General features: G+C 61.4%; 18 protein-coding genes. 9 read left to right on the forward strand and 9 right to left on the reverse strand.

Annotated features, from left to right (window positions below; translation table 11 throughout):
- The first annotated feature begins 102 nt into the window (after positions 1–102).
- Positions 103–1,140, forward strand: a complete 1,038-nt coding sequence (locus tag AOA59_RS19945; RefSeq protein ID WP_099488826.1) for an Ldh family oxidoreductase — start codon at positions 103–105, stop codon at positions 1,138–1,140.
- A 92-nt stretch (positions 1,141–1,232) separates the two neighbouring features.
- On the opposite strand, the gene AOA59_RS19950 is transcribed toward AOA59_RS19945, so the two are convergent.
- Complete coding sequence (locus tag AOA59_RS19950; protein WP_056860283.1) at positions 1,233–1,553, reverse strand: YqjD family protein; 321 nt, start codon at positions 1,551–1,553, stop codon at positions 1,233–1,235.
- A gap of 163 nt (positions 1,554–1,716) precedes the next feature.
- Between AOA59_RS19950 and AOA59_RS19955 the strand changes: the two genes are divergently transcribed.
- Positions 1,717–1,971 carry a hypothetical protein gene (locus AOA59_RS19955; RefSeq protein WP_003190904.1) on the forward strand — a complete coding sequence of 85 codons (255 nt, stop codon included), beginning with the start codon at positions 1,717–1,719 and terminating at the stop codon, positions 1,969–1,971.
- Here the strand turns inward: AOA59_RS19955 and AOA59_RS19960 are convergent.
- Positions 1,964–2,863: a LysR family transcriptional regulator gene (locus tag AOA59_RS19960; protein WP_099488827.1), complete on the reverse strand. Its 900-nt coding sequence runs from the start codon at positions 2,861–2,863 to the stop codon at positions 1,964–1,966. The two genes, AOA59_RS19955 and AOA59_RS19960, sit on opposite strands and share 8 nt — an antisense overlap.
- A 91-nt stretch (positions 2,864–2,954) precedes the next feature.
- Between AOA59_RS19960 and AOA59_RS19965 the strand changes: the two genes are divergently transcribed.
- Positions 2,955–3,881 carry a carbon-nitrogen hydrolase family protein gene (locus AOA59_RS19965; RefSeq protein WP_099488828.1) on the forward strand — a complete coding sequence of 309 codons (927 nt, stop codon included), beginning with the start codon at positions 2,955–2,957 and terminating at the stop codon, positions 3,879–3,881.
- A gap of 111 nt (positions 3,882–3,992) precedes the next feature.
- Here the strand turns inward: AOA59_RS19965 and AOA59_RS19970 are convergent, their stop codons facing one another.
- Genes AOA59_RS19970 through AOA59_RS19980 form a run of 3 tightly spaced genes read right to left on the reverse strand, consistent with a single transcriptional unit; the run spans position 3,993 to position 6,452 of the window.
- The gene (locus AOA59_RS19970) at positions 3,993–4,550 is read right to left on the reverse strand and encodes a GNAT family N-acetyltransferase (protein ID WP_099488829.1); all 558 of its coding nucleotides are present in this window, start codon (positions 4,548–4,550) and stop codon (positions 3,993–3,995) included.
- Positions 4,550–5,011 carry an LEA type 2 family protein gene (locus AOA59_RS19975; RefSeq protein ID WP_099488830.1) on the reverse strand — a complete coding sequence of 154 codons (462 nt, stop codon included), beginning with the start codon at positions 5,009–5,011 and terminating at the stop codon, positions 4,550–4,552. Before AOA59_RS19975 ends, AOA59_RS19970 begins: the two co-directional genes overlap by 1 nt.
- Positions 5,012–5,024: 13 nt before the next feature.
- Positions 5,025–6,452: a nucleobase:cation symporter-2 family protein gene (locus AOA59_RS19980; protein WP_065931257.1), complete on the reverse strand. Its 1,428-nt coding sequence runs from the start codon at positions 6,450–6,452 to the stop codon at positions 5,025–5,027.
- A gap of 235 nt (positions 6,453–6,687) precedes the next feature.
- Between AOA59_RS19980 and AOA59_RS19985 the strand changes: the two genes are divergently transcribed.
- Positions 6,688–8,313 carry a methyl-accepting chemotaxis protein gene (locus tag AOA59_RS19985; RefSeq protein WP_099488831.1) on the forward strand — a complete coding sequence of 542 codons (1,626 nt, stop codon included), beginning with the start codon at positions 6,688–6,690 and terminating at the stop codon, positions 8,311–8,313.
- A gap of 35 nt (positions 8,314–8,348) precedes the next feature.
- Here the strand turns inward: AOA59_RS19985 and AOA59_RS19990 are convergent, their stop codons facing one another.
- The gene (locus tag AOA59_RS19990) at positions 8,349–9,464 is read right to left on the reverse strand and encodes a Gfo/Idh/MocA family protein (RefSeq protein WP_099488832.1); all 1,116 of its coding nucleotides are present in this window, start codon (positions 9,462–9,464) and stop codon (positions 8,349–8,351) included.
- Between the two features lie 429 nt (positions 9,465–9,893).
- Here AOA59_RS19990 and AOA59_RS19995 point away from each other — a divergent pair, with 429 nt between their 5' ends.
- The 5 genes from AOA59_RS19995 to AOA59_RS20015 all read left to right on the forward strand — a co-directional run bounded on the left by AOA59_RS19995 (position 9,894) and on the right by AOA59_RS20015 (position 15,195).
- Positions 9,894–10,931, forward strand: a complete 1,038-nt coding sequence (locus tag AOA59_RS19995; protein ID WP_178076275.1) for a YCF48-related protein — start codon at positions 9,894–9,896, stop codon at positions 10,929–10,931.
- A 15-nt stretch (positions 10,932–10,946) separates the two neighbouring features.
- A complete protein-coding gene (locus tag AOA59_RS20000; protein ID WP_099488834.1) occupies positions 10,947–13,322 on the forward strand; it encodes an RND family transporter in 2,376 nt (791 codons plus the stop codon).
- Between the two features lie 79 nt (positions 13,323–13,401).
- A complete protein-coding gene (locus tag AOA59_RS20005; protein WP_099488835.1) occupies positions 13,402–13,698 on the forward strand; it encodes a DUF5629 family protein in 297 nt (98 codons plus the stop codon).
- Positions 13,685–14,860: a lactonase family protein gene (locus tag AOA59_RS20010; RefSeq protein WP_099488836.1), complete on the forward strand. Its 1,176-nt coding sequence runs from the start codon at positions 13,685–13,687 to the stop codon at positions 14,858–14,860. Before AOA59_RS20005 ends, AOA59_RS20010 begins: the two co-directional genes overlap by 14 nt.
- Positions 14,861–15,015: 155 nt before the next feature.
- Positions 15,016–15,195: a hypothetical protein gene (locus tag AOA59_RS20015; protein WP_065931250.1), complete on the forward strand. Its 180-nt coding sequence runs from the start codon at positions 15,016–15,018 to the stop codon at positions 15,193–15,195.
- 142 nt (positions 15,196–15,337) lie between these two features.
- Here the strand turns inward: AOA59_RS20015 and AOA59_RS20020 are convergent, their stop codons facing one another.
- The 3 genes from AOA59_RS20020 to AOA59_RS20030 are packed head-to-tail and all read right to left on the reverse strand — an operon-like array spanning position 15,338 to position 20,804.
- Complete coding sequence (locus AOA59_RS20020; RefSeq protein ID WP_065931249.1) at positions 15,338–15,931, reverse strand: glutathione S-transferase; 594 nt, start codon at positions 15,929–15,931, stop codon at positions 15,338–15,340.
- Entirely contained in the window at positions 15,928–19,566 is a 3,639-nt protein-coding gene (locus AOA59_RS20025; protein ID WP_099488837.1) for an AAA family ATPase, read from the reverse strand. The genes AOA59_RS20020 and AOA59_RS20025 overlap by 4 nt, the downstream gene beginning before the upstream one ends.
- Positions 19,563–20,804: an exonuclease SbcCD subunit D C-terminal domain-containing protein gene (locus AOA59_RS20030; protein WP_099488838.1), complete on the reverse strand. Its 1,242-nt coding sequence runs from the start codon at positions 20,802–20,804 to the stop codon at positions 19,563–19,565. The genes AOA59_RS20025 and AOA59_RS20030 overlap by 4 nt, the downstream gene beginning before the upstream one ends.
- Between the last annotated feature and the right edge of the window lie 128 nt (positions 20,805–20,932).

Raw genomic sequence — 20,932 nt, forward strand, 5'->3', positions numbered from 1 at the left:
AGTTGACAGCAGGCACAGTGCGTGGTGTTTAATCGGGCACTTGAATGTCCATTCGTTGCCTCTCCTAATCATAAAAACGCAATCATAAAAACGGAGCTTCAAATGTCTGCGCAGTCTCCGACAGTTGCCAAGGCTTCAACCGTAATCGGCTTCACCGAGTTAGTCGCGCTGCTGCAACAGGTCTTTGTGCTGCACGGCACATCCGCGCAGGTGGCGGCGATCCTTGCGCACAACTGCGCCAGCGCCGAACGTGACGGCGCCCATAGTCACGGCGTGTTCCGCATTCCGGGGTATGTATCGACGCTCAACAGCGGCTGGGTCAATGGCAAGGCTGTGCCCGTGGTCGAGGACGTCGCCGCAGGCTTTGTACGTGTAGATGCCGATAACGGGTTTGCCCAACCGGCGCTCGACGCCGCGCGCTCGCTGTTGGTAGAGAAGGCGCGCAGCGCCGGAATCGCGTTACTGGCGATTCGCAATTCTCATCACTTTGCGGCGTTATGGCCTGATGTCGAGCCCTTCGCCGAAGAAGGCCTGGTGGCCTTGAGCGTGGTCAACAGCATGACCTGCGTGGTGCCCCACGGTGCGGATCGCCCCTTGTTCGGCACCAACCCCATTGCCTTTGCCGCGCCGCGTGCCGATGGGCCGCCCATCGTGTTTGACCTGGCTACCAGCGCGATCGCCCATGGCGACGTGCAAATCGCGGCGCGCAAGGGCGAGCGCCTGCCACCGGGCATGGGCGTGGACAGCCTGGGCCAACCGACCCAGGACCCCAAAGCGATTCTTGAAGGGGGCGCACTGCTGCCATTTGGCGGGCACAAGGGCTCAGCGCTGTCGATGATGGTCGAGTTGCTGGCGGCGGCACTCACGGGCGGCAATTTCTCATTCGAGTTCAATTGGGCCGATCATCCAGGGGCGCGTACACCCTGGACCGGCCAATTGCTGATCGTGATCGACCCGAGCAAAACCGCCGGGCAAGGCTTTGCCGAGCGCAGCCAGGAACTGGTGCGGCAGATGCATGCGGCGGGGTTGCGGCGCTTGCCGGGGGATCGGCGCCATCGCACGCGGGTAAAGTCGCAGGAAACCGGCATCGAGATCGATGCGCAGGAGCTCAAGCAGTTACAGGCACTGGCCGAAGGGTAAAAGAAAAGGCTGCGCCAATGGCGCAGCCTTTATCACGCAGCCTCGATGGGTTGGTCTCGATGGCGTAATCTAGATGGCGTAGTCTCGATGGTTTAGTTACGACGACCCAGCAACAGGCCTACCACCAGGCCAAAACCTGCAGAAATCGCCACGGTCTGCCATGGGTGGCCACCGATATAGTTTTCGGTGGCATCCACCACCGGCTTGCTGCGTTCACGCACGTTGGACACCGAGTCCAGCGCTTGCTTGAGCTTGATGGCAACCTGCTCGCGCAGCGTCTCACCTTCTTCGCCTACCAGCGAAGCGCTGCTTTTGAGCAGCTTGTCCGACTCTTCGATCAAGGCCGTCAGTTCACTGAAAGCTTGATCCTTGATTTGATCTTCGACAGCTTGGGCGGCAGTTTTGCGGGCCATTGTGTGACTCCTTGCGAGTGAATGTGACAGTGAACAATGGAGTGTCGGGCTTGGCTAAAAGTTGCAGTTTTTTTGCCGTGAGCGGTTTGCAGGTAAAATCCGGATCAGGATGGTTCGACCTACAGTGTAAGATGTCGCCTATTTGTGCAGCAGGAAATTCAACATGAGCTTCAATCTGGCCAACAAAACCCTCGCCGAACGCGCCGAGCTGGAAGATGAAAAGTCCCGCCTCTACGACCTGTGGCAAACCAACCTGGGCAAGGCCAAGGGCGAAGCGGCGCGTTTGTTCGGCGAGCGTGCCAAGCGCAAAGGCAAGTGGGCTGAGTGGGTACGTGCCGAGCTTGATGGCATGTCGCCGCCGGAGTTTTCCAACATGGTGCGCAGCGAAGTCAACAAACTGATGGCCGCTGCTAAGTAAAGCTGGCCACAATCGCTTCGCGCACTTTGAGCAACAGCGGATCGAGCTGCGCCTGGGTGCGCCAGCCCAACTCCACCGGGTAGCGCGGCAGCGCCAGTGGGCAGGGCAGCACACGCAGGCCGGTCATCTGCGCAATCGCTTCGGCGGCATGCCCGGGAATCGTCGCCACTGCCGCGCTGCCCTTGAGCAAAAACGGCAGCCCGGCAAAGTGACTGGTGGACGCACACACCTGGCGGCTCAACCCGTGCGCCGCCAACCCTTCATCGGTAATCCCGATAAACCCGCCCGACGACACCAGCACATGCTCGCGTGCCACGAACTCCGCAAGGCTGATGCCGTGTTGCCCCGGCGCCAGGCTGTGCGGGTCGACCAGGCAGCGGTAGTCGCCTTCGCCCAGCACGTGCCGGCTCAACCTGCGCTCGGCAAAGCCGCCGGCGGTGATCGCCAGGTCCAGGCTGCGCTCGAGCAGGGCGCCTGCCACGATCTGGCTGTGGGTCTGGCGGAAGATCACCCGCAGTTTCGGCGCGCGCCGGGCAATTTCTGCCATCAGCCGCCGGCCATGGGCAATCTCAAAGTCATCGGACAAGCCCAGCACCACCGAGCGGCCCTGATAGTTCGGGTTGGCCGGGTTGACCATTTCCAGGCTCTGCCGACAACGGTCCAGCGCCTCGCTGATCACCGGTTTCAACTGATTGGCGCGCAAGGTCGGCGCCAGCCCACGCCCGGTGCGCACAAACAGTGGGTCGTCGTACACGTCACGTAAACGTCGCAGGCCGGCGCTGATCGCCGATTGCGTGACGCCCAGGCGCAAGGCTGCGCGGCTGGCGCTGGACTCGTCGTGCAAGGCTTCGAAGGTTTTCAGCAGGTTCAGGTCAACCTGGGCGATATTCATTTGGCTCATATCATTTAGCACTGAAGTGGGCTTTATTCATGATTGCCCCTCGCCGGAGAATGGGCAACCCCCTTTCTCTGGAGAGAACCTGATGCCCATTTCTACCGTAGCGGCGTTGCAGATCGGAGCCTTGCCGGGTGGCAAGGCTGACACCCTGGCCCAGATCCTCACCTACGAGGAGGCGATTGTGCGCAGTGGCGCGCAATTGGTGGTGATGCCCGAAGCATTGCTCGGCGGGTATCCGAAGGGCGAAACCTTCGGCACGCAGTTGGGCTACCGCTTGCCGGAAGGCCGTGAAGCCTTTGCGCACTATTTTGCCAATGCCATCGATGTACCGGGCGCCGAGACCGAGGCGCTGGCGGGGCTATCCGCGCGCACCGGTGCCAGCCTGGTACTCGGCGTGATCGAGCGCAGTGCCAGCACGTTGTATTGCACCGTGTTGTATTTCGAACCCACCGGCGGCCTGGTGGCCAAGCACCGCAAACTGATGCCCACCGGCACTGAACGACTTATATGGGGCACGGGCGATGGCTCGACCTTGCCGGTGATCGACGCTGCCGTCGGGCGCTTGGGCGGCGCGGTGTGCTGGGAAAACATGATGCCGCTGCTGCGCACGGCGATGTACGCCAAAGGTGTGCAAGTGTGGTGCACGCCGACGGTGGATGAGCGCGAGATGTGGCAAGTGAGCATGCGCCACATCGCCCATGAAGGCCGCTGCTTTGTGGTGAGCGCCTGCCAGGTGCAGGCTTCGCCGGCGGCGTTGGGCACGCAGGTTGCCAATTGGCCGTCAGAGCGCCCGTTGATCGCGGGCGGCAGTGTGATTGTCGGGCCGATGGGTGACATCCTGGCCGGGCCGCTGGTGGGGGAAGAAGGGTTGCTGACTGCGCAGATCAACACCGATGATCTGGTGCGGGCGCGCTATGACTATGACGTGGTGGGGCATTACGCGCGGCCGGACATATTCGAGTTGGTGGTGGATGAACGCGCCAAACCGGGTGTGCGCTACGTCACTGACTGAATGCGGTAAAAAACTGTGGGAGCTGGCTTGCCTGCGATAGCGTCGGCTCAGCAGCACATAGGTCGCCTGACACGCCGCCATCGCAGGCAAGCCAGCTCCCACATCAGGTCTTCAGCGATTGGGAGATCTGAATGCCAACCACTCCTCGCGGGTAATCTCCCAAATGTCGCGTGGGAAGGTGCCTTCTACAAACTCACCCATCTGCGTGCGGATCCAGCGCATCCCCGTGCGCTCGGAGATCCGCCGCGATGCCAGATTGGGCGCAGCCTTGGGCACGCGCATCCGCGGGCGCTTGAGCACTTCGAACCAGTATTGCGTCACCGCCGCACTGGCTTCGGTCATAAAGCCCTGGCCTTGCCATTGCGGGCCCAGCCAGAAGCCCCGGTTATCGTCTTCCTCGTCCGTCAGGTTGATATTGCCGATCATTGGTTGCGGCGCACTTTTAAGGCGGATCGACCAATGCCATTGGTCGCCACGGGCCATGCCCGGCAAGGCTACCTGTTCCAGGTAGCGGCGCGCGCCATCGGCCGGGTACGGCCAGGGCACCTCGGCAGTCAGGTAACGCACCACATCCCAATGCGCGAATTGCGCCTGGATGTCCTCGGCATCGTCCAGGGTCAGCGGGCGCAGGATCAGTCTTTGGGTAAACAACGTCGGTTGCATGGCCATTACCAGGTTGCGGTGTTGGGCAGGTTCAGGGTGCCACGCTCCACAAAGCGCATGGTGCCGAACAGGCCACCCGCCAGTTTGCCGCGCAGTGTGTAGGGCAGGTTGTTCAGGCTTTGGGTCTGGCTCAGCCCCAAGGTCTGACGCAACACGGAGAACGCCGAAACACTCACCGGCACCATCAGCACCCTCTCGGAAAACCGTGGGATGCTGCCGGCCTGGTCGCTTACCCCGGACGCCAAGGGGCGCCCATTGACGTCCAGGTCCAGGGCCACACCACTGTAGTCGATCGCCGTTTCATTGGGGTTTTGTACCCGCAACTTCACGGCGAAACGCACTTCCAGGTCCTGGCTTTGCAGCGGTTCGATGCCCACCACGCTCATATTGACCGGGTCGCGATTGGGGAACAGCGCGCAGGCGCTCAAGGTCAGCAACAGCAGCGATAGAACCATGAGCTTGCGCATACCAAAGGTGCTCCTATTTCGTGACGTCCGGATCCTGCATGACCTTGAGAGTAGAGGACTCCGGATCAAATTCATCCTCTTCCAGCTCTAAGAACTCCTCGGGCAGGAAAATGTTCAGCACGATTGCACAGAACGCGCCCACGGTGATCGGCGATTCAAAGATGTTGTGCAGCGCCTTGGGCAGGTCGCGCAGCACTTCCGGTACGGCGGCCACACCCAGGCCCATGCCCAATGAGATCGCCACGATCAGCACATTGCGGCGGTGCAGCCCGGCTTCGGCGAGGATCTTGATCCCGGCCACGGCCACGGTGCCGAACATGATCAGCGTGGCGCCGCCCAATACCGGCTTGGGCATCAGTTGCAGCACTGCGCCGATCATCGGGAACAGCCCCAGCAGCACCAGCAGGCCGGCGATAAAATATGCGACGTAGCGGCTGGCCACGCCGGTCAGCTGGATCACGCCGTTGTTTTGAGCGAAGGTCACCATGGGCAGGCTGTTGAACGTCGCCGCCATCGCCGAGTTGAGGCCGTCGGCCAGCAGGCCGGACTTGATGCGCTTGATGTACAGCGGGCCCTTGACCGGTTGCTGGGAAATCATCGAGTTGGCCGTCAGGTCACCGGCCGCTTCCAGCGGTGAAATCAGGAAGATCACCGCCACCGGGATAAACGCCACCCAGTCGAACGAAAAACCATACTTGAACGGCACCGGCACACTGATCAGCGGCACCTGGGGCAGCGCGGCCATGTCGACGCGGCCCATCCACCAGGCCACCACAAAACCCAGGGTCAGGCCGATCACGATCGAACCCAGGCGCACGAACGGGTTACTGAAGCGGTTGAGCACCACGATGGTCAACAGCACCAGGGCGGCCAGCCCCATATTGCCCGCGGCACCCAGGTCGCTGGCCCCGAAGCCGCCGGCCATGTCGGTGACCGCTACCTTGATCAGCGACAAACCCATCAAGGTAATGATGGTGCCGGTGACCACCGGGGTGATCAGCTTGCGCAGTTTGCCGATGAACTGGCTGAGCACCACCTCGATAAACGCGGCGAAAAAGCAGATGCCGAAAATCGTCGAGAGGATCTCATCGGTACCGCCGCCCCGGGCCTTGACCATGAACCCGGCGCTGAGGATCACGCTGATAAACGAAAAGCTCGTCCCCTGCAGGCACAACAGGCCGGAACCGATTGGGCCGAAGGTACGCGCCTGCACAAACGTGCCGAGCCCGGACACGAACAGCGCCATGCTTACCAGGTAAGGCACCTCGCTTTCCAGGCCGAGCACGCCGCCGACGATCAACGTCGGGGTGATGATGCCGACGAAGCTGGCAAGCACATGTTGCAGCGCGGCAAAGATCGCTGCGGTGAAATGCGGGCGGTCTTCCAGGCCATAGATCAGGTCGGATTTATAGCGCGGGCGGGGGGCTTGAGCGTCAGACAAAGTACGGGCTCGGGTCAGAAAATGGAGGCGCAGGATGCCAGAAAGTGCCAGCCCTCAGAAGTGTAAAAAAATATTTATAAAAGCCCTGCGCAAAACCTCAGGATCTGCCGATATCTCGTATAGGCCCACATTCCAACCATAACAGTGGTGACCAAAGATCAGAGCGGCGCGTTGACGCCCACTGATCGTTTCGCGGCATGGACGCTCGCAAACACTCCTTCTGAGAGCAACCCCTATGTCCCTACGTCATTTGAATATTGCCCCTCGCGCGTTTCTCGGTTTCGCATTCATTGCGTTGTTAGTGGTGTTGTTGGGGGTGTTTGCGGTCAGCCGCATGACGCAGATCCGTCAGTCGTCGGTGGAGATGACCTCCACGCAACTGCCCAGCGTCACGTACCTGGGCAACATCACCGAAAACGTGCTGCGCTTGCGCATCCTCTCTTTTCGCGTGCTGGTCAACCGCGAGCCCGCCGGCCTGCAGGAAGCCGAAACCCGCATGGGCGTCCTGACCGACAAAGTAAAAACCGCCCAGGCCGGGTATGCGCCGCTGCCGGCGGGGCCGGAGGAAGCAGCGTTGTACAAGGCATTTGTGAGTACGCTGGACAACTACCTCAAGGCACAGGCCGAAATGCTGGCCTTGTCCAAACAAAACAAAGTCGAGGAGATGCGTGCGTTAATTAACACGCGTATCAAGGACGGTACTGACCAGATGGGTGAGCAGCTCAACAAGCTGATCGCCATCAATGCCGCCGATGCCAGGGATGCCGACACCTTGGCCGGGTCGAGTTATCAAGGCGCGATTACCGGCGTAATTGTCTTCTCAGTCGCTGCCGCCGTGCTGACGGTCCTGCTCGCCTGGCTGCTGACCCGCAGCATCGTCACGCCGCTGCGCAAAGCGTTGGAAGTGGCCCAGACCATTGCCGGCGGTAACCTGACAACCGTTATCGAAGACGCCGGCAAGGATGAGCCTGCGCGCCTGCTGGGCGCCTTGTCGGCGATGCAAACCAACCTGCGCCAGACCATCCAGCACATCGCCGGCTCGGCCACGCAACTGGCCTCGGCCGCCGAAGAATTGAGCGCGGTGACCGAAGAAGCCTCCAAAGGCCTGCAACAGCAGAACAACGAAATCGACCAGGCCGCCACGGCCGTCAACGAAATGACCGCCGCCGTCGAAGAAGTGGCGCGTAATGCGGTGTCTACTTCAGAAGCTTCCAGCCAGTCCAACCAGGCGGCGCGGGAAGGGCGTGACCGTGTGGTGGAAACCGTCGGGGCCATTCAGACCATGACCCAGGATGTGCAAAACACCGCACGGATGATTGAAGGCCTGGCGACCCAGGGCCGTGATATCGGCAAGGTCCTTGACGTGATCCGCGCGATTGCCGAACAGACCAACCTGCTGGCACTTAATGCTGCGATTGAAGCCGCACGCGCCGGTGAAGCCGGGCGTGGGTTTGCCGTGGTGGCCGATGAAGTACGCGCCCTGGCGCACCGCACCGCGCAATCGACCCAGGAAATTGAAAAAATGGTCGCCGGCATCCAGAGTGGCACCGGCGACGCCGTGCAGTCGATGCAGCAGAGCAACCAGCGCACCCAGACCACCCTGGAACTGGCGCGCGCTGCCGGTGTGGCCCTGGAACAGATCACCGAATCGATCAGCCTGATCAACGAGCGCAACCTGGTGATCGCCAGCGCCTCGGAAGAACAGGCCCAGGTGTCCCGTGAAGTGGATCGCAACCTGGTCAATATCCGCGACCTCGCGACTCAATCGGCGGCAGGCGCCAACCAGACCAGCGCGGCCAGCCATGAACTGTCGCGCCTGGCGGTGGATTTGAATGGGATGGTCGCGCGGTTCGTTATCTGAATCGAGCACACGGGGGAGCGCGCCGCTCCCCTTGATCAGACCTCACCTACGTTGACCCAGCGCTCCTCGCGGGCGGCCAGACGAATCGCCGTGGCCAGCCGCTCGACCGCCCACGCGGCTTCAAAGTCAGTACCCGCAGCGCCTTGCCCCGCCAGCGCCATGACCAGCTCCTGAACTTCCAGGGTCTTCAACTCGTTGTATCCCAACTGATGCCCGGCGGCAGGGCTGAATGCGGCATAGCCGGGCAGGACGGGACCGGCGAGCACACGCTGGAAACCGTCCTGACCGGCGCGGCATACGCGCAGTTCATTCAAACGTTCCTGATCGAATGCCAAGGTGCCTTGAGTGCCGCTGATTTCAAAACTCAAGTGATTCTTGTAGCCCTGCTTGAGCCAACTGCTGCTCACGGTGCCACGGGCGCCGTTGGCAAAGCGCAGCAGGGCATGCACCTGGTCGTCCACCGCGATCGATTTCAGGTCGCTGCCGCCTTTGACGGCCGGGCGTTGCGCATGCACGGTGTGGGTGTCGGCACACACGCTCACCACATCGCCCACCAGATAACGCGCCATCGACAGCAAGTGGCTGCCCAGATCCGCCAGTGCGCCGCCGGCATGTTCCACTTCACAGCGCCACGACCAGGGCGAGGCCGGGTCGGCCATGAAGTCTTCGCTGAATTCGCCCTGGAAGCTGATGATCTCGCCCAGTTCGCCGTCGATAATCATCTGCCTGGCCAGGCCAATCATCGGGTTGTGCTGGTAGTTGTAACCGACACGCGTGACTACGCCGGCCGCATGTGCGGCGCGGCGCATGGCGTCGGCCTGCTCCAGGCTGACCGCCAAGGGTTTTTCGCAATACACCGCTTTGCCCGCCGCAATGGCCGCCATGGCCATGGGGTAGTGCAAGTGATTGGGCGTGGTGATGGCCACTACATCGACATTAGGGTCATTGACCAGCGCCTGCCAGTCACCGTGGGCCTGGGCAAAGCCCCAGGCCGTGGCGCAACGCTTGGCGCGTTCGGTGTCGGCATCGGCCAGCGCTGCCAGCTTGAGGTGTACCGGCAGTTCGAATACTGCGCGGGCATTGTTGAACGCCAACGCATGGGCGCGGCCCATGAAGCCTGTGCCGATCAAGCCGATTCCGAGTTCACGCATCGCCGTGGTCCTTTGGATTATTGTTGTCAGGAAGATCATTAATGGAATAAAAATTCGCTAAATTCAATAGATAGAATAAAAATTCATTAAGCTCGCTCGTTCCCACGCTCCGCGTGGGAACGCAGCCAAGGACGCTCTGCGTTCGCTCTTGAAGTCGTGACGCGGAGCGTCACAGGCCGCATTCCCACGCGGAGCGTGGGAACGAGCATCAAACGGGCATCAGTCTGCGTAATGCAGACATATTCAGGCCAACGCCAAACACCCTCAGTTAACAAAAGATAACGTAGCGCCGATTGTCAGACGATTCCAAAGCCCGATAGGATGGCCCCTGCTTCCTCCAGGCGCTCTAGATTGCAGGTTTCAGAGCCCGGGAAGGCGAGACCACCTAACAATAATAAATGGGGAGAAAGGTCTATGAGTGAGCCTGTCATGGGTTGGGCTGTTTGCCGCCCGCGCGCCGCACGCAAGGTTGCGATGCTGGCCACAGCGCTCTCGCTGCTTGGGGTGTTGTCGACACCCGCGCTGGCAGCCGGCGACACCAGCGGCGCACAGCCGGTATTTGCAATTGAATCCCCCAAGGCCGCCAAGGGCCTGATGATCGATGTGGCGCATGCCGGCAAGCGCCTGGTGGCGGTCGGCGATCGCGGGCACATCCTGTATTCCGATGACCAGGGCCGTTCCTGGGCCCAAGCCAAAGTGCCGACCCGGCAACTGCTCACGGCGGTGTATTTCGTCGACGATAAACACGGTTGGGCGGTGGGCCATGACGCGCAGATCCTCGCCAGCACCGACGGTGGCGCCACCTGGGCCCAGCAGTTTCAGGACCTCAAGCGCGAAGCGCCATTGCTCGATGTGTGGTTCAAGGACGCCGCGCATGGCCTGGCCGTGGGTGCCTACGGTGCGCTGATCGAAACCACCGACGGCGGCAAAACCTGGGACGATGTGAGCGATCGCCTCGACAACGAAGACCAGTTTCACCTCAATGCCATCGCCTCCATCAAGGGGGCCGGGCTGTTTATCGTCGGCGAGCAGGGCAGCATGTTTCGTTCCCGCGATGACGGCCAGACCTGGGAAAAACTCGAAGGCCCGTATGAAGGCTCGCTGTTCGGTGTGATCGGCACCGCCCAGCCGCAGACGCTGTTGGCCTATGGCCTGCGCGGCAATCTGTACCGCTCCAGCGATTTTGGCAGCACATGGGAGCAGGTCCAGTTGAATGCGGCCCGTGGTGCCCTGGAATTTGGCTTGTCGGGCGCGGCATTGCTCGATGACGGCGCCATCGTGGTGGTCGGCAACGGCGGCAGCGTGGTGGTCAGCCACGACGACGGCCGGACCTTCAGCGTGTTCAACCGCCCGGACCGCATTTCACTGTCCTCGGTCACGGCGGCGGGCAATGGCAACTTGATTCTGGCGGGGCAGGGCGGCGTTCGTGTTGCCCAGCCAACCGGCGCTGAACTCGAAAAACAATAAGAAGGCGGGGAAAGAATGAGCAGTCATCACAACGATAAAGCGACCTTTCTTGAGCGCCTGATCTTCAACAACCGCCCGGCAGTGATCGTCATCTGCCTGCTGGTGAGTATTTTCCTGTTCTGGCAGGCGACCTTGATCCGCCCGTCCACCAGCTTCGAAAAGATGATCCCCCTCAAGCACCCCTTCATCGAAAAAATGATGGAGCACCGTAACGACCTGGCCAACCTGGGCAACACGGTGCGTATCTCGGTGGAGGCCAAGGATGGCGACATCTTCACGAAGGAGTACATGGAGACCCTGCGTCAGATCAACGACGAGGTGTTCTACATCTCCGGCGTCGACCGCTCGGGCCTCAAGTCACTGTGGAGCCCCAGCGTGCGCTGGACCGAAGTCACCGAAGAGGGCTTTGCCGGCGGTGAAGTGATCCCGCAAAGCTACAACGGCTCGCCGCAAAGCCTCGACCAACTGCGCAACAACGTGCTCAAGTCCGGCCAGGTCGGGCGTCTGGTGGCCAACGATTTCAAGTCGAGCATCGTCGATATTCCGTTGTTGGAGTCCTACCCGGACCCGCAGGACCAAGGCAAGTTGCTGGCCCTGGACTACCGCAAGTTCTCCCATGAACTCGAAGACAAGATCCGCGACAAATTCGAAGCCCAGAACCCCAACGTCAAAATCCACATCGTCGGGTTTGCCAAGAAGGTCGGTGACCTGATCGACGGCCTGGTGATGGTGGTGATGTTCTTCGGCATCGCGTTTGTCATCACCTTGATCCTGCTGCTGTGGTTCACCAACTGCCTGCGCAGCACCGTCGCGGTGTTGAGTACCACCCTGGTGGCGGTGATCTGGCAATTGGGGCTGATGCACTTTTTCGGCTTCGGCCTCGATCCGTATTCGATGCTGGTGCCGTTCCTGATCTTTGCCATCGGTATTTCCCACGGCGTGCAGAAGATCAACGGTATCGCCCTGCAATCGAGTGAAGCGGACAACGCACTGACCGCGGCGCGGCGCACCTTCCGGCAATTATTCCTGCCCGGCATGATTGCGATCCTCGCCGACGCCGTGGGCTTTATCACGCTGCTGATCATCGACATCGGTGTGATCCGCGAGCTGGCCATCGGCGCGTCCATCGGCGTGGCGGTGATTGTGTTTACCAACCTGATCCTGCTGCCGGTGGCGATCTCCTATGTCGGCATCAGCAAACGTGCCATCGCCAGGAGCAAGAAGGACGCGCACCGCGAACACCCGTTCTGGCGCCTGCTGTCCAAGTTCGCCAGCGCGAAGGTTGCGCCCGTCTCGATCCTGCTCGCGCTGGTCGCCTTCGGCGGCGGCCTCTGGTACAGCCAGAACCTCAAGATCGGCGACCTGGACCAGGGCGCACCGGAACTGCGCCCGGATTCGCGCTACAACAAAGACAACAACTTCATCATCAGCAACTACTCCACCAGCTCTGATGTGCTGGTGGTGATGGTCAAGACCAAGGCCGAGGGCTGTTCGCGTTATGAAGCCATGGCGCCCATCGACCAGTTGATGTGGAAGATGCAGAACACCGAGGGCGTGCAGTCGGCGATTTCGCTGGTGACCGTGTCCAAGCAGATGATCAAGGGCATGAACGAGGGCAACCTCAAATGGGAAACCCTGTCGCGTAACCCCGATGTGCTGAACAACTCCATTGCCCGCGCCGACGGCCTGTACAACAACAATTGCTCACTGGCGCCGGTGCTGGTATTCCTCAACGACCACAAGGCCGAAACCCTCGACCGCGCGGTGCATGCGGTGCAGGACTTCGCCAAGGAAAACAACCGGGACGGCCTGGAATTTATCCTCGCCGCCGGTAACGCCGGGATCGAGGCCGCCACCAACGAGGTAATCAAGGAGTCGGAGCTGACCATCCTGATCCTGGTGTACCTGTGCGTGGCGACCATGTGCATGATCACCTTCCGCTCCTGGGCGGCGACCCTGTGCATCGTGTTGCCGCTGGTGCTGACCTCGGTGCTGGGCAACGCCCTGATGGCGTTCATGGGCATCGGCGTCAAGGTCGCGACCTTGCCGGTGGTGGCGCTGGGTGTGGGGATTGGCGTGGACTATGGCATCTACATCTACAGCCGTCTGGAAAGCTTCCTGCGCGCCGGCCTGCCGTTGCAAGAAGCCTACTACCAGACGCTCAAGTCCACCGGTAAGGCCGTGCTGTTCACCGGTTTGTGCCTGGCCATCGGTGTGTGTACCTGGATCTTCTCGGCCATCAAGTTCCAGGCCGACATGGGCCTGATGCTCACCTTCATGCTGCTGTGGAACATGTTCGGTGCGCTGTGGCTGTTGCCAGCACTGGCGCGGTTCCTGATCAAACCCGAGAAGCTGGCGGGGCAGAAGGGCAATTCGTTGTTTGCGCACTGAGTATTTAAACCATCGCCGCGAGGCACGGCGGGGGATTTGACCTATCATGTGTCATTTCCCCCCGCAGTGACCTCACACCATGACCGACGCACAACCAAACCTTAGCAGTGCCCTGACCGACAGCGACATGCTGATCATCAACGGCCTGCATGCCTTCGAGTTCAGCTTTGACCAGCATTTGCTGATCGAGAGCATGGACGGTCGGGAACTCAAGCGTTGGAAGTTCAGTCCAGAACAACTGAGTGCCGCCACCTTTGATGAAAGCTTGCAAAGCTGGCTCTTGAGCAACGAAGACGGTGAGTACCGGCTGGTCTGCTTAAGCGCTATCAAAGGCGACAACAATAACGACGAGGACGAAGCGGATGATGATGCGTAAATTCTGGCCCCTGCTGATGGCGGGCAGTGTCGGTGCGATGTCGGTGCAAGCCGCGCCGGCCGACACCTATGAATTGTTGGTGGGCAGCTACACCGCCGGCACCAGCGAAGGTATTTACCGCCTGCAATTTGACAGCCGTACCGGCCAGTTCAGCGGTAAACCGGTGCTGGCGGCCAAGGCGGCCAACCCGTCGTGGCTGACGATATCGAAAGACCAGAAGCACCTGTTTGTGGTCAACGAAAACGGCCCAGGGCAAAAAGACCCGGTCGGCCGCGTCAGCAGCTACAGCATCAACCCGCAGAATCATCAGCTCAGCCTGATCAACCAGGTCCAAAGCCTGGGCAACGAACCGACCCATTCCAGCCTGGCCGCTGATGGCCGTTACCTGTTTGTCGCCAACTATTCGGTGCTGGAAGATCCGGGCGGCAGCCTGGCGGTTTTGCCGGTTGATGCCAATGGCAAGCTCTCGGCGCCGGTGCAACTGAGCGGGCACCCGGCCAGCCGCGTGAACCCGGAGCGTCAGGCCTCCAACCACGTGCACTCGGTGGTGTCATCGCCGGACGGCAAGTATGTGTTTGTGCAGGACCTGGGCGCCGACAAGATGTTTGCCTACCACTACGACCCCAAGGCCAACCACGAACTGCCCTTGACCCCGGCCGATCCGGCCTTTGTGCAATTGCCACCGGGCAGCGGCCCGCGTCACCTGTTGTTCAGCGCCGATGGCAAGCATGCCTGGCTGACCACCGAAATGAGCGCCCAGATCGCGGTGTTCGATTACAGCGACGGCAAACTCAGCCAGACCCAGTTGGTCGATTTTGCCGCCGGGCAGCCGGTGTCCGACAAGGCCGGAGCAGCGGTACATGCCTCAAGCGACGGCAAATTCCTGTATGTGAGCAACCGCGGCACGGCCAACCAGATGCTGGTGTTCAGCGTCGACCCGGCCACCGCGCACCTCAAGGAACTGCAACGGCGTTCCGTTGAAGGCGACCACCCGCGCGAGTTCAGCCTGGACCCGAGCGGCAAGTTTTTGCTGATCGCCAACCAGAAAAGCAATGAAATCGTGGTGGTCGAGCGTGACCCCAAGACCGGCCTGCTGGGTAAAACCGTGCAGAAACAGTCGATCGATGCGCCCAGCGACCTCAAGTTCCTGGTGCGTCAATAAGCCACAGGCCCCGCAGTGCGGGGCCTGACCCTTTGTATTAATTCTATTGATAGCGGCTACTGTTTCAAAGCATTTCTAAGGTTCAACCCTCGGGCGTAAGTTTGGTTCCAAGGCCTTCCCGGCCACCTGACCAAACGAACACAAGGGTTACCGCCATGAACTTGAACCTCTTCTCCATCATCGCCGCTTCCGCCGTTTCCGCCACCGTGGCCCTGCCAGCTGCCGCCAGCGTGGAAGTCTCCGGCAAAAAATCCAACACCACCGCCTACACCCAGAAATACCTGCAACAAAGCGCCAACTTCTATGCCGCACTGGATCACAAAGCCCAGCACTGAGCTTGAGCCAAGCGACGGTCAAATGTGGGAGCTGGCTTGCCTGCGATGAAATCAATGCGGTGGATCAGTTGCACCGAGTCGTCGGCATCGCAGGCAAGCCAGCTCCCACACAAGCCAGCTCCCACATTTGATTGTGTGGATCTCAGGGTTTTGCCATCACCGCCACAAAAAGCGGCGATTCCAGAAAGCGCTGCAACCAATGCTGCAAGCGCTTGTACGGCGTCTGAGCAAACCACTCGCGGTCCACATGCGCAAACTGGCGCACAAATGGCGCCAGTGCCGCATCTGCCAGGCTCAAATGCTCGGCCAGCAAGTAGTCATTTCCCGCCAGCAAACCTTCCAGCTTCTGCAAAAACACCTCGCCCTCGGCCCGATAGTGCTCCATCGGCTGCTCCGGGTAGCGCTCGGCGTACTTGTATCGATTCAAATGATGTTTGAACACCTGGTCGTTCTCAGCAATCAGTGCCTGAACCCTCGGGTCGCCCTGTAGCAACCAGTTATCAGGGTCGTGCTGCGCCAGCGCCCATTGCATGATCTCCAGGCTTTCCTCGATCACCCGGCCGTTCACGCAAAGCACCGGCACCGTGCCCTTGGGCGACAGCGCGAGCATCTCGGCCGGCTTGGCCTTGAGGCTCACTTCGATGATGTGCACGGGCACGCCCGAGTAACGCAAGGCCAGGCGCGCCCGCATCGCGTACGGGCAGCGCCGAAACGAATAGAGCAGCGCCTCGCTCACTTGACCTCCAGCGTACTCAAGCCATTGCCCTGGCGCTTGACCTGGATCTGCACCGGGATGCGCTCATGCATTTCCTGCACGTGGGAGATCACCGCCACCTTGCGGCCCTGGGCCTGCAAACCGTCCAGCGCGTCCATTGCCAATTGCAGCGACTCGGGGTCGAGGCTGCCAAAACCTTCGTCGATAAACAGCGACTCGATCTTCAAGGTGCTCGACGCCATCGACGCCAGCCCCAACGCCAGCGCCAGCGACACCAAGAACGTCTCACCACCCGATAGCGAATGCACCGAGCGCAATTCGTCGCCCATCTCCGTGTCCATGACCAACAGCCCCAACATGCTGCCGCCGCGCTTGAGGCGATAGCGGCGCACCAGTTGGCGCAGTTGCACGTTGGCGTGGTGCACCAGCAGGTCGAGGTTATAGGCCTGGGCGATCTTGCGGAACGTGTCGCCGGTGGCCGAGCCAATCAGCGCATTCAGGCGTGCCCAGCGCTGCCATTCGTCATAGGCCTTGGCGATATGCTCGCCCAGGACATGGTTGGCGTCCTGGCGACGCTGGTCTTCAGACTGACGCGCACGCAATTCGGCGCAGCGGCTGTCGCCCTCGGCCAGTTGCTGATTCAGCGTGGCGAGACTGCTGTCCAGCTGTTCGGCGTCCAGGTTGCCATTGTGCAAGGCCTGGTGTTCGGCCAGGCGCTGTTCGCGCTCTTGCAGCAACACCTTGGCTTGCTCCACGGCTTTTTCGCTGTGTTGCAACTGCTGGCGCAAGGCGCTGACCTGGCTGTCATCAAAGGCCAGCAAACGCGTCAGCCCGTCGTTATCGAGTTCTGGATGAAGCGCGCGCCATTCACCCAGGCGCGCGGCGAGGGTGTGCTGCTCGGCGGTCAGCGCCTGTTGGCGTTCCTGCAAGGCCTTGAGGTCGGCGGCCAATTGGATCAGGGCATCGCGGCTGTCTTGCAGCTGTTGGCTGGCGTCGCTCTCGCTGCGGCGTGATTGCGCCACGGCCTGATCCAGCTGCTGTTGCCACTGTTCGGCAGTGGCGTGCTCGCCCAGCAATGCGCTGAGCTGTGCCTGGGCGGCCTGTTGCTGCGTGGTCAGCTCGCTGACTTGCTGCTGCAAGGCTTCCAGCTGCTGCTGGCGATGCTGCTGATGGGTCTGTTCTTTCTCGATGGCCTGCTGGCGCTCTTGCTGTTCGGCCAACTCATCGCGCTGATGGCCCAACTGTTCCAGGCGCTGGCTGACGTGCTGGTCCAGTTGCATAAAGGTCGCTGCCGGTTCACGGCGCAAACCCTCGAGGGTGTCGGCCGGTAGCAGGCCGGCGAAGGCATGCAGTTCTTCGTCCAGGCGCTCACGGTCGTTGGACAGTTCACGTTGCTGGTCCACCAGCAACTGACGGGCTTGCTGGCTGGCATCCTGGGCCGCTTGCAGTTGTTGCTGCAAACGCCCGGCATTTTGCTGCAGGTTGAGCAGGGCGCTTTGGCGTTGCTCATCCTGGGCAATGTTCTGCGTCAGCTGACTCAGCTGCTGGCCCAGCCAGGCGCTGCGTTTGGCGGCATCCTGGTTGAACAGCGAGGCGGACAACGGGTGCGCTTGCAGGCTCGGCGTCAGGCTCTGCTGTTGCGCCGCCAACTGCTCCTGCTGGAGCAGAAACTCCTTTTGCTGGGCGATCAAACCGCCCACTACGCCACGCAGTTCGGTGAGTTTTTCCTTGAGGGTGTCGACGGCCTTCTGCGCCGTGGCTTCTTCATTTTCATCATGGCGGCCAAGGCTTTGCAGCAAGGCTTCGGGCTGATGGTACGGATGCTCATGGCTGCCGCACACCGGGCACGGCTGGTCGTCCTGCAACTGCTCGCGCAACTCCTCGACACTGGCACTGCGCGCCAAACGCTGGCGCTCCAGCAGTTGCTTGGTGACCGACAGGGTTTGCTCGGCCACGGTCAGTTCGGCCTTGGTTTGCAGGCCGGTCTGGTTCAGCTGCTCGCGCTGTTGCTGCGCGTCTGCGAGTTTTTGCGTCAGCGCGGCGCTGTGTAGATCCAGCTGCTGTTGGCTGTCCCACAAACGGGTGAGGTCTTCAAAGGCGCGTTGCTGCTTGCGGTTGTCTTGCAAGAGGCCGGCGAGCAATTGGATTTGTTCGGCCACAGCGTGCGGTTCGGCACCGGCTTCCTGGTACAACAGGTCCAAGGCCTCGCGTTGCTGGGTGAATTTTTCGGCAGCGGTGGTGGCTTTGTGTTCGAGCTGCGGCAGTTCGGCCTGGCCCTTGTTCAGGCGGTTGCCGATCTGCATCAGCTGTTGCAGGCGGTCGCGGTAGGCGGCCCAGGCGTCGCTGAGCGGCGCCAACGCGGCGCTGCGCTCAAGTTCAGCGGCCAGGCGTTGCAGGCGCCCGGTAACCTGGGCCTGCTTCTCCAGCAAACCATTGAGCAACGATTGCCCTTCGGCGCAGGCGGTGTCCTGTTGCTGCTTGTCGTCGTTGCGTTTGGCCAGGTCTTTGCTCAGGTGGGCGAGGGTGCTCTGCTGTTCGAACGCCTGGCGCAGCAAGGGCACGGCGTCGGCCTGGTGTTTCAAGGCGTCAGCCAAGGCAATCTGGGCGGCGGACTGCTGCTGTTGCGCCTGCTCCTGGCGCGTTTGCAACGTGGTTTGCTGCTCGAGGTGCTGTTGAATCTGCACCGCCAGCGGCGTCAGCAGGGTGTCAAGTTCAGCCAGGCGCGCGAACTGATGGCGTTGTGGCGCTAACTGCTCCAGGCGGCTCAGGTCCTGACGTTGTGGGGCTTGGCTGTCCCAGACCTGTTGGGCTTGTTGCAACTGTTCGGTGGCACTGAGCTGGCGCTCCTGCCACTCACGCAGCTCCTTGAGCCAGGTGTGCTGCAATTCCAACTGTTTGAGTTGAGCCTGTTGGGTCTTGAGGTGCAGCTGCGCCTCGGCCAATTGCTGGTCGAGTTCGGCGCGGGCCTCAGGCGCCAGCGGCACCAGGCCGGTGGCCTGGTCTTGCAGCTGTTTATGCGCGTCCCGGGCATCCTTGGCCTTGTCGAAGGCGCGGCGGCCGAGCTGGGTGTACAGCGCGGTGTCGGTGAGCTTTTCCAGCAGTTCGCTGCGCTCATTGTCGTTGGCTTTGAGGAACGCGCTGAACTCACTTTGCGCCAGCAATACGGCGCGGGTGAACTGCTCGAAGTTCAAGCCCAGGGCCAGTTCCAGCTGGGTTTTGTATTCGGTTTTCTGGCTGGCCAGCAGTTGGTCGCTGTCCAGGTCGATCAGGCTTTGGCGGCTGTTTTGCAACTTGCCGCTGGCCTTGTCGCGCGCGCGGTTGGCTTCCCAGCGTGCCCGGTAGCGACGGCCGTTGACGCCGACAAAATCCACCTCGGCATACCCGCCGCCGGTGCCGCGGCGGATCAGGGTGCGCGGGTCGCCGATGGAGATATCGCTGTCGGCATCCGGCATCTTCGCCTGGCCGGTATCGCCCAGGCGCGGCACGGCGCCAAACAGCGCCAGGCACAAGGCATCCAGCAGGGTACTTTTACCCGCGCCGGTGGGGCCGGTAATTGCAAACAACCCGGCACTGGCCAGGGGCTCGGCGGTAAAGTCGATTTCAAACGGGCCGGCCAGTGAGGCGAGGTTTTTCAGGCGGATGGCGAGGATCTTCATGGCTGTTCGCCCTCCTGTTGCACTTCCTGGAGCAGCACGGCGAAGTCCTTCAAGGTCTGTTCATCCACCTCACTGCCGTAGTTGTCCTGCCAGGCGCGGCTGAACAGTTCCTGGGGCGTGAGCTGGTCCAGTTCGACCAGGCGCTCGTCGTCGGTGTCGTCGCTGCCGCGTTTGCCGGCGTATTCGGCGGCGATGCGCACCAGGCGCACGGCCTTGCCTTGCAGGGCGGTTTCGATTTGCTGGCGCAGGTCCGGTTGCGGCTCGTCGAGGCGCACACGCACTTCCAGCCAAGGGTGGCGCTGGGTTTCGGCGAGCAGGTCGATGTCGGGCAGGTCGGCCAACTGCGCGAGGATATCCGCCAGTGGCGCGGCGTCCAGGCGTTGCAGGTTGACCGAGCGTGGGATCAGGCGCGGCTCGACACCCACCAGGCGTTGGCCTTGGAACGTCACATCGAGAATCTGGTGTTTGTAGCCGATTTCGGAAAAAGACAAGGGAATGGGCGAGCCGCTGTAGCGGATGCGCTCCTCGCCGTTGACCTGCTGCGGCTTGTGCAAATGGCCCAGTGCCACATAGCTCACACTGGCGTCGAACAGGCTGGCAGGCAGGGCTTCGGCATTGCCGATAATCAGGCTACGCTCGGAATCCTCGGACACCGAACCTCCGGCCATGTGCGCATGGCTGATGGCAATCAGCGCCTGGCCTTTTTTGCGTTTGGCATTGGCGGCAGCGATCAGCCATTCATGTACCTGGCCGATGCCGCGCAGATAGTCGTCGCCCAGATGTGCGCCGGTCACTTCCGCCGGGCGCAAAAACGGCAGCGCCAGGCACCAGGCGGCGATCTTGCCTTTGGCGTCGGGCAGCGGGATCAGCAGGCGCTCGGCGTCCAATTGGCCGTCATCCAGCCACAGCACGCGGCCCAGCGCGTGGGTGCGCAAACGGCGCATCAACGGCGCGGGCAGCTCGATCCGCGAGCCGGAATCGTGGTTGCCGGCGATCATCACAATGGTCAGTTTGGGGGTTTGTTCGTGGGCGCTGATGATGAAGTCATACAGGCGCTCCTGGGCCTTGAGCGGCGGGTTGACCGTGTCGAAGATATCGCCGGCGATCAGCAGCGCATCCGGCTGCTCGGCTTTCAACTGGCCCAGCAGCCAGTCGAGAAAACAGGCGTGTTCGTAGTCGCGTTCCTGGCCGTGAAGGTTTTGGCCAAGGTGCCAGTCGGAGGTGTGGAACAGACGCAAGGCGAACTCCGTGGAGAAGATGAAAAGGAGGGGAGTTTACCTGTAAAACACCGTTCTCGCGGACAACCCTGATCAAATGTAGGAGCTGGCTTACCTGCGATGCAGACACCTCGGTTTTTCAAGTAAAC

This window comes from Pseudomonas sp. 2822-15, from assembly GCF_002742515.1.
In the GTDB taxonomy this organism is placed as follows: domain Bacteria; phylum Pseudomonadota; class Gammaproteobacteria; order Pseudomonadales; family Pseudomonadaceae; genus Aquipseudomonas; species Aquipseudomonas salomonii.

Excerpts from the sequence above, each read along its gene's own strand:
- AOA59_RS19945 (WP_099488826.1), top strand. The coding sequence starts at position 103 with ATGTCTGCGCAGTCTCCGACAGTTGCCAAGGCTTCAACCGTAATCGGC.
- AOA59_RS19950 (WP_056860283.1), bottom strand. The coding sequence starts at position 1,553 with ATGGCCCGCAAAACTGCCGCCCAAGCTGTCGAAGATCAAATCAAGGAT.
- AOA59_RS19955 (WP_003190904.1), top strand. The coding sequence starts at position 1,717 with ATGAGCTTCAATCTGGCCAACAAAACCCTCGCCGAACGCGCCGAGCTG.
- AOA59_RS19960 (WP_099488827.1), bottom strand. The coding sequence starts at position 2,863 with ATGAATATCGCCCAGGTTGACCTGAACCTGCTGAAAACCTTCGAAGCC.
- AOA59_RS19965 (WP_099488828.1), top strand. The coding sequence starts at position 2,955 with ATGCCCATTTCTACCGTAGCGGCGTTGCAGATCGGAGCCTTGCCGGGT.
- AOA59_RS19970 (WP_099488829.1), bottom strand. The coding sequence starts at position 4,550 with ATGGCCATGCAACCGACGTTGTTTACCCAAAGACTGATCCTGCGCCCG.
- AOA59_RS19975 (WP_099488830.1), bottom strand. The coding sequence starts at position 5,011 with ATGCGCAAGCTCATGGTTCTATCGCTGCTGTTGCTGACCTTGAGCGCC.
- AOA59_RS19985 (WP_099488831.1), top strand. The coding sequence starts at position 6,688 with ATGTCCCTACGTCATTTGAATATTGCCCCTCGCGCGTTTCTCGGTTTC.
- AOA59_RS19990 (WP_099488832.1), bottom strand. The coding sequence starts at position 9,464 with ATGCGTGAACTCGGAATCGGCTTGATCGGCACAGGCTTCATGGGCCGC.
- AOA59_RS19995 (WP_178076275.1), top strand. The coding sequence starts at position 9,894 with ATGGGTTGGGCTGTTTGCCGCCCGCGCGCCGCACGCAAGGTTGCGATG.
- AOA59_RS20000 (WP_099488834.1), top strand. The coding sequence starts at position 10,947 with ATGAGCAGTCATCACAACGATAAAGCGACCTTTCTTGAGCGCCTGATC.
- AOA59_RS20005 (WP_099488835.1), top strand. The coding sequence starts at position 13,402 with ATGACCGACGCACAACCAAACCTTAGCAGTGCCCTGACCGACAGCGAC.
- AOA59_RS20010 (WP_099488836.1), top strand. The coding sequence starts at position 13,685 with ATGATGATGCGTAAATTCTGGCCCCTGCTGATGGCGGGCAGTGTCGGT.
- AOA59_RS20015 (WP_065931250.1), top strand. The coding sequence starts at position 15,016 with ATGAACTTGAACCTCTTCTCCATCATCGCCGCTTCCGCCGTTTCCGCC.
- AOA59_RS20025 (WP_099488837.1), bottom strand. The coding sequence starts at position 19,566 with ATGAAGATCCTCGCCATCCGCCTGAAAAACCTCGCCTCACTGGCCGGC.